Here is an 8,514-nt window from a genome sequence, read left to right as displayed (position 1 = left end):
TATTTTTGGTAAGTCTCTAACATCTAATTGATAATAATTGATTTTGAGAATTCGCCTTCTATTGTCAATACCTTTATGATATAGATTCCTGCTAGAGGAATACTGGTGGTGAACGTGTTTAATTTTTGCAACTCGGCATTACGTAATTGCTGTATTAAAATTCCCGCTGTATTAAAGATTAAAACGGTTACCTCTGATGGGCTATCTAGTTTAACATTGATATTAAAATTAGATCCTGGTTTTGATGGTACCGGAGCAACAACTAAATTATCTGTTGTTAGGGGTGTTGGCGGCAAGATAATCTCTTTACATTCTGGGGCAACAAGCTCTATTTTTTGAACTACTTTGCTCAGGATAGCATCTCCTTCTGTTATGGTTAAATAGGAGGCTGATCCCCAAACAAGTTTTGCAGGACTGGTTACAAAACCATTATGAACTAAATTGTATAATCCGTTTGAAGAACCATTTAAAGCTACAAACCCAAAATAAGATGCTGCAGCATCTGCTGTAGAGAGATTTTGTGTGCCTACTATCGCATCATCAACTTTGCATTGCAAAATACCGTTCTGGATTTCTAATTTTATTTTGCTTTCTTTTTTAAGGTGGCCAAGGAAGTGGTGGCGGCTCCTTTATTCCAGAAATACAATTGGTCTTGTTTTATTTGTACACCATAATTAAGTAATGCTACTGTTGGGCTCGATCTTTGACTAATAAAACCAATATATTTATCTGAAATAAAATTGGTTACTGAAAACTCAAAGGATCCATTTGCTGTTGAAGCTGTTGTGGCTACGGCAGCCAGATTGGTCCCTCCTGTTTTATCAAAATTGGTTCCTACCATTTCTAATATCAAATCATAATTCCCTGCTGCTATTTCCGTTATGGTTTTCTTTGATTCATAAAAAGTTCCTGTTTGCAAAACTGCTGTGGTTCCAGTTTTGGTAAGGGTATATTTATAGGCCGGTAAACCTTCTTTTACCTCTATATTAATTTTTCCGTCTTCCTGAAGTATTCCATCTACGCAAGTAGGATTTACTGCGTCTTCCAAAGCGATGAGTTTTACTGATGCATTTCTATATCCAAAAGAAAAAACATCTTTACCATTGCCATCAGCATCCCAAATTACATTATTGAAGATGATTTTTTTTCGGCTAATATCAATGTCACTAACTGGATAATACTCGGTATTATCTACTGTAAAATCACCTGTACCGGAACGGTCAATAATCAAATAGCTTTTGTCTGCATTATTAGCAAATTCAGCGGCTCTATTGCTATCAAAAGACAGTTCAACTCTTGAACCTGTTGCAACAAATCCTCCATGTAATACTGTTAAAGAAACATCGGTGTTTTTTTTCTGCAACGAAACAACTCCATAAAAGGCCTTATTGCTGTCTGCCGGCAGAATGGTTAATTTTTTTGTGGTGATGTGTTTGTCTCCATTTGTATTATAAATATTGATAAAGATTTCATTTTCTTTTTTCTCAATGGTTATGGTATGCATATTGTCTGACATGGCATGCAAATATTCCGGTTTCTTGGTGTTCTCTATTGTATAAGCACCACCACTGGCATCAATTCTCACCCCATAATCGGCAGTGCCTGTACCACCGTTTTGATCTCCAAATTTTACTTGTATTTCGCTTCCTACGGCTAACGTTTTAAATTCTAAATAACCATTTTTGCCCTGCAATGGAATTGTTGTAACACTTGTCCCGGTGCTTGAAACTGTTTTATTGGTGAATGTACTTTGTCCAAAAGCAGCATCTACATCAAGTCCTGTACTGTTAAAAAGAAGTGTTTTTTGTTCTGTTGTGGGTGGTGGTGTATTAGTAACGAGTTTCCAAGTACGAGTCATTCGTTTTATTCCAGCGACACCTCCTGAATTTTGAGTGCTCAAAACTCCATTGTCATCTCCCCATAGGGTGGCATTTTTATCGGCTAGGTCATTGCCCGGAGATTGCCCCATGACCAATAAACGATAATACGATGACTGGTCTCTGTAAGTTTGCTCTACATAGGAATCATAAGCATCTGAAAAATAAGGCTCTTCTTCGTAACTTGTGGTAGAATAAGGCTGATTTAAACCACTCGCATCATCACGCATAATACCTGTTATACGATTATTATAGTTGGTATTGGCGCTCCAGTCCCAAATTAATTTATCATCACTTCCTATATAAGAATTACTTAAACTAACTCCGTATTTTACTGCCAGATAAGTCTCTGCTTTTCTACGTTCAAGAGGTGTTAATACACGACTATAAACCAATAATTCCGGAATATATCCGTAAAAATTATTAGCGAAATTTTTCATGGCGTAAGTTGATAAACCATTGGCATTATTAAGATATCCATAACCTAAAGTCAAAGAAGATTGCTGATCTTCGCCCCAAACAGAAATATTGGGTTGTTGATATTGGTAGTAAGAAACAACTTTTAACGAACGTTCCCTGAATTTAGCATCTGTACCTTCGCTCTTATCTTTTCTGAATAAATCCTCACCTGTTGTACTGCCATAATCCAAGGTCTCACCATCTCTTTCTGTACTATTTACTACTTTATCATTCGTAACTAGTACTCCTTCATTGGCACGTCCCTTAATTCCAAATAAAGTATTTTCGTAATTAAAATAAGTTGCTGTATGACCAAAAAGACCAATTATTGTTCCTTGCTGTAAGTTAGTCTGATTTAAGAAAAACTGGCGACTGCCTCCATCAAAATAAAGACCTTCATTGAAATTAAAATAGCGACCACCATTAGAATATTCGGTAGTAGTATTCCAGTTGTTTAATTTTGTTCCATCTCCACTGAAATCTTTCCAGTTAAAACTCCCATTAGGCAATCTACTGGTTTTAAACCACGCTTGTGATCCAGTAACTCCACCAGGAGCTTGGCTGAAGGCTGAAACATTAATAATTAAAAATAAACTCCAAATTATAATACCTCTAACTTTTTTCATACTGCTGTCATTTATAGGTCGGCAAGAACATTTACTTTTATTTGTAATTTTTATTTAACATAATTTCTTGTCTTTTAAATTTAATTATCAAATAATTTGCAAAGGAACCCTGGTTTTGTTAAAAAATTAACTATAATAAGGTATTAGAGTATCTTAATAAGACAAAATTATTGAGCTCTGTATACAATCAATTTTATTTGTTCCTAAGTAGGGAGCAAGCAGGCAAAAACTATTAGTTAGGAAAGTTTTAATAGACTGAAGTATCAATTTAAGATTGATTTTAGAAAATTAAAAGCATAAAAAAAGCACCCCAGTTGGAGTGCTTTTCGAAATTGAAATATATTCTAAATCCTGGAAGGACGGCTATATTAATAGAAATTCATAAAACCATTTTGTAAAACCACATTTAAGGTAACATATATAGCAATCTGAAGAAAAACCAAAGTATCGTTACGCTGTAGCGCTATCCCAAAATCTATAAAATTATGTTTCGCTAGAGCAATTATCAATCATATTTTTTAAAACTTTAAAGAAGTAGCTATTCAGCCTACATTAAATCAACCAAGATTTTAAAGAAATGCAGACACCAATTTACACGAAAAAGCAGCTGTTTTAATTCTATCCTATTTTATTCATAGCTCACGGTTTCAACCGTGTGATACAGATTACGATAATACATTGCGCTCCAACGGTTGAACCGTTGGCAATGTTTATAACATGTTATTTTTACTTGTACTAATTTGTGACCAGAGACTGAAAGTCGAACAGACTAAATAAATTTGTTTCAAATTTTTGTTAACTGAATAGTTATCCAAAAAAAAGGCTGTCTGAAAATTACTTTTCAGACAGCCTCTTTTCGAAACTGATATATTCTAAAGACTAGAAGTTTTTAGAAATTCCAATACCAACTTCTTTACCGAAATTAAAGAAGAATTTACTAACATCTGGACCGTTGTTATCGTAGCTTAATGTTTCATAACCTAAACCTCCAATATTAAAGTTTAAACCAAAACCATTTTTCATGTTAATGAAAAGAGCTGGAGTTACACCTACATACATACCATCTGCTTTAGATTTTGAATAAGCATTTCCAGGACCATATACTTTATTTTTAGCATTTTGGAAACCTGCACCCATATCAGCAAATACAGAAAAAGTTTGGCTTAATGGCACAGAATAACGTACAAATGCTCCAATTTTGAAAGCATTGTTTTTTTCTTCTACAATTCCATTATCGTCATTAGATGATGCTACAGTAAATTCACCCCCAACTGTCCAGTTATCGTTAAATTGGTAACCTACTTTAGGAGAAAAGCTAAAAGTATTTGTTTTTTCTTCACTAAATTTGAATTCTGATTTTTCAGAAGTGTACGAGATGTTTCCACCAACTAAGATTGTTCCTTTTTGAGCATTTGCAAAGCTAACTACAGCTAATGCAATAACAACTAACATTTTTTTCATTTGTAATATTTTAAATTTAATACTCTTTTAACAATAACAGTGCCGTTACTGCTCGCCTTTAAGTTTTTTTTATGATTTCTTTAAAGACCAAAAATTTAGCAATCAAGCAGATTTCTGTTTACTTTTGCATCAAATAAAAAAGTCATGTCGATAGAAGTAAACAGCATATCAAAAAGTTACGGTTCTCAAAAAGCATTAGATAAAATTTCATTTTCGATTGAAAAAGGTGAAATCGTTGGATTTCTTGGCCCAAACGGTGCAGGAAAATCAACTTTGATGAAAATCTTAACTACTTATTTGCTAGCCGATTCGGGTACAGCACTTGTAAACGGTCATGATGTCATGACTGATACCAAGGCTGTACAGCTGTCTATTGGGTATTTGCCAGAACACAATCCGTTATATTTAGATTTGTACGTTCGTGAATATCTGGCTTTTAATGCTGATGTTTATAAGGTTCCAAAATCAAGAATTGAAGAAGTCATAAAACTGACAGGACTGTCAGCCGAAAGTCATAAAAAAATAGGACAATTATCTAAAGGATATCGTCAGCGTGTAGGTTTGGCAAATGCTTTATTACACAATCCTGATGTTTTAATTCTAGACGAGCCAACAACTGGTCTGGATCCTAATCAGTTAATAGAAATCAGAAACGTAATTAAGAATGTAGGTAAAAATAAGACTGTTTTTTTATCGACACATATTATGCAAGAAGTTGAGGCAATTTGTGACAGAGTTATTATCATTAATAACGGAAAAATTGTTACTGACAAAAAACTTGACAAATTAATCGCGGAGAATAAAGAACAAGTTATCGAAGTAGAATTTGATTATAGAATTGAAGAACAATTAATTGCAAAATTAGAAAACATTTCTTCTTATATAAATACACATGACATGACTTGGGAACTGACATTTGTCACAGAAAAAGATATGCGTCCAGCTATTTTTGACTTTGCAACTGCCAACGGTTTAAAAACATTACAACTTAATCAAAAAAATAAAAATCTGGAAGCTGTGTTTAGAGAAATTACTAAATAGCATTCCGTTTTCAGTAACAAAATTGGTTACTTATAAAAAATCCAATTCATTCTATTTTATTATAGCGTGAATTGGATTTTTCATGAAGCCTTATTTCTATTCAACACCTAGCGAAATCAATACTTTCTTGCAGATTATAGCTTTTAGAAATTCTCAACATTTAAGTGAATAAACAAGTCATATCTTACAATATAAAACCGTCTCTTATCTTGCTAACAACTAACTATCAGTAAGTTATCATTTCTGAACAAATTTAAATTTATTTTTATTTAGACTTGTTATAAATAGTTATATATTTGAAGTTTAAAAACTTCAAATAACAGGCAATCATGTTTTTACTTTACCCCACAAAAACGCTACTTTCTACGCTTATAAACAGCATATTTTATCTCCCAAAAAAGCATTCGAATAAAATAATTTTCTTACCTATTAAAGATTCTATTTTATTATCCAAAATTTCTATTTCTTAAAACACAATCATCATAGATAAACTATACTCTTAAGGCTTAATCAACTTTTAAAGCCGTTTTATTATTCTTCAAAAATTAAAAATAAATAATATGAAAAATATTATAACATCAATTATGCTTGCATTTTCTGTTTATGCCTATTCGCAAACTGAAAAAGGAAAAGACAGCATTATCGAAACATCAATAAACGCATTAGATGAAATTATAATCGTAAAAAAGAAAGTTCTATATACTCAAAAATCAGACAGAATGGTTTTTAATGTAGAAAATAGCATTGTGTCTGAAGGCGGAACTGCGCTGGATGTTTTAATGCGTGCTCCAGGTGTTGTAGTCTCTCAGGACGGAGAATTATCTATTAGAGGACAACAAGGCGTTGGCGTTATGATTAATGGTAAATTAACGCAGCTTTCGCAAAAGGAACTTGCTAATTATTTAAAATCAACAACCTCATCTAATATCAAACAAATTGAGGTTATTACTAATCCTTCTTCTAAATATGATGCCACTGGTAAAGCTGGAATGATTAATATTATTTTGAAGAAACCAAGTAGTGCTGGAATAAAAGGAACTGTATTTTCTAGTTATGGAAGAGGAAGAAAAAACAGAACCAATACAGGAATGAATTTAAGTTACAACAAAGATAAGTTTGGAGTCTTTGGTAATTACAGCTACACTTATAGAGGTGAAGAGGAACGCAAGAATTTTGAACAAATTCAATTTACTGATATTACAAGACAAGAAATTGCAACAAAGAATTATCAAAATTCAACAACTAATGAACCTCTTACGTCTAACAACTTCAAAGTAGGAACAACATATGAGGTTTCTTCTAAAACAAATTTAGAAGTTTCGCTTGACGCAAAAATCGGTCGCTATGAAAATATTGCTAATGGAGGGAATACACTATATAATAATTTAAATCAGTTGCAATTTGACGCTTTGACTTACAATGACAGCAAAGAAAAGTGGTATGACTATACCTATGCTTTTTCTGGCGTACATAAGTTTAATACAGAAGGGAAAAACATGTCTTTTGATTTTGAATATGAAACTTCAAAATTCAGATCTAATCAATTTCAAAGTGCGCAAAATCAAATTCCAGGCACTGCAATTAATGACAGAAGAGGTTATATTCCATCTCAATTGAGAGTCTTTACTGGAAAAGTTGATTTTACAAATCCAATTAAAGAAAAACAGACTTTGGAATGGGGTTTTAAAGGTAGCATCAAAAACAATGACAATCCATCGGTGTATGAATACAACGATAACAATCAGTGGATTGTTGATCTTAATTCTACTAATCATTTTGAATATGATGAGCAAATTTATGCTGCTTATGCTAATTACAAATATCGTTTAGAGAAACTAAGTATTCAGGGAGGTTTAAGAACTGAATATACTGCAATTGACATTAACCAAAAGACATTAAACGAGAAACATAAAGATGATTATTTAAAATGGTTTCCTAGTCTTTCGCTTAAATATGAATTGAGTAGTAACCATTCTATGCATGCTTCTTACAGTAAGAGAATAAACAGACCGAGTCAGTTTGATTTGAATCCGTTCCGTTTTTATGACGATTCGTTCAATTATTCTCAAGGTAATCCTAATCTGGTTCCTGAAATTACACATACATCAGAAATAGGATATTCTTGGAAAAGCGCTTTTATGGCTTCGGTATATTTTAACCAAACCAAAGATGTTTTTACAGAAATATATGTTTACAATCCTGACAATAACACAACGGTTACCTCACAAATCAATGCCAATAAATCATACAATTATGGTGTAAATATTACCAATACAACCGATATTTATAAATGGTGGTCGGTGAACACGCTCTTTAATGTTTTTGAGAATAAATTTGAAGGAAAGATTATCAATACCAATACAATCGACCCAATTGTAACCTTAAATTTAAGTGTTCAAAACTCATTTACAATTACAGATACCTGGAAAGCGGAAGCAAATGCACAATATCAATCAAAATCGAATGTTGGGATTTACGAAAGAGATAGTTTCTTTGATTTTAGCATCGGATTATCAAAACAAGTTCTTGCTAACAAAGGCAGCATAAAATTTAATGTTACCGATATTTTTAATACTAATAAATACAATATCAATTCGGTTATCGGACAAACCAGCATTGACAAAAGATATAATCTTGATAGCCGTGTAGCAACAATTTCCTTTACTTACAGAATTTAAAAAAGCTACATTTTATAACAAAGAAAGCCCATGAAATTTCATGGGCTTTCTTTGTTATATATGGTTTTGTAATCATCATAGTCTTTATATTAAAATAGAATGCAGATAATACAAATTAAATGGATTTCTAAATTGCTTCAAGCTAAATCCAAAGCAATGGAACAATACTAAAACCTACGGAATAGTTATCACATACTTGTCTTTCTGAGGAACGAAGAATCTCCATTAGTAGCTCGACAAACTTGAAATAAATACATTGTGTTAGTTTCTTTCGGAGATTCTTCGTTCCTCAGAAAGACAATATTGTGGTTGTTTCGTGATAAAATAATTCAATATTTTACTTAAGTTAAAACATAAAAAAAGTCTTTTGAA

Annotated in this window: 5 protein-coding genes; 2 read left to right on the top strand and 3 right to left on the bottom strand. The window is 32.4% G+C overall.

The features are described 5' to 3' along the window. Nucleotides 1–23: 23 nt before the first annotated feature. The 3 genes from AC3IPI_RS08215 to AC3IPI_RS08205 form a co-directional block, all read right to left on the bottom strand. Nucleotides 24–557, bottom strand: a complete 534-nt coding sequence (locus tag AC3IPI_RS08215; protein WP_489158324.1) for a T9SS type A sorting domain-containing protein — start codon at nucleotides 555–557, stop codon at nucleotides 24–26. Nucleotides 558–580: 23 nt separating this feature from the next. Beyond that, nucleotides 581–2,962 carry a DUF8202 domain-containing protein gene (locus AC3IPI_RS08210; protein ID WP_489158322.1) on the bottom strand — a complete coding sequence of 794 codons (2,382 nt, stop codon included), beginning with the start codon at nucleotides 2,960–2,962 and terminating at the stop codon, nucleotides 581–583. An 879-nt stretch (nucleotides 2,963–3,841) separates the two neighbouring features. Next, nucleotides 3,842–4,423, bottom strand: coding sequence for an outer membrane beta-barrel protein (locus AC3IPI_RS08205; RefSeq protein ID WP_489158320.1), 582 nt, complete (start codon nucleotides 4,421–4,423; stop codon nucleotides 3,842–3,844). A gap of 144 nt (nucleotides 4,424–4,567) precedes the next feature. Between AC3IPI_RS08205 and gldA the strand changes: the two genes are divergently transcribed. After that, complete coding sequence (gene gldA, locus AC3IPI_RS08200; protein ID WP_489158318.1) at nucleotides 4,568–5,464, top strand: gliding motility-associated ABC transporter ATP-binding subunit GldA; 897 nt, start codon at nucleotides 4,568–4,570, stop codon at nucleotides 5,462–5,464. Between the two features lie 560 nt (nucleotides 5,465–6,024). Next, the gene (locus AC3IPI_RS08195) at nucleotides 6,025–8,142 is read left to right on the top strand and encodes a TonB-dependent receptor domain-containing protein (RefSeq protein WP_489158316.1); all 2,118 of its coding nucleotides are present in this window, start codon (nucleotides 6,025–6,027) and stop codon (nucleotides 8,140–8,142) included. Nucleotides 8,143–8,514 lie beyond the last annotated feature (372 nt).

It is taken from the genome of Flavobacterium sp. GL_143, from assembly GCF_057834355.1.
This window is presented reverse-complemented; position numbering and strand designations above follow the sequence as displayed.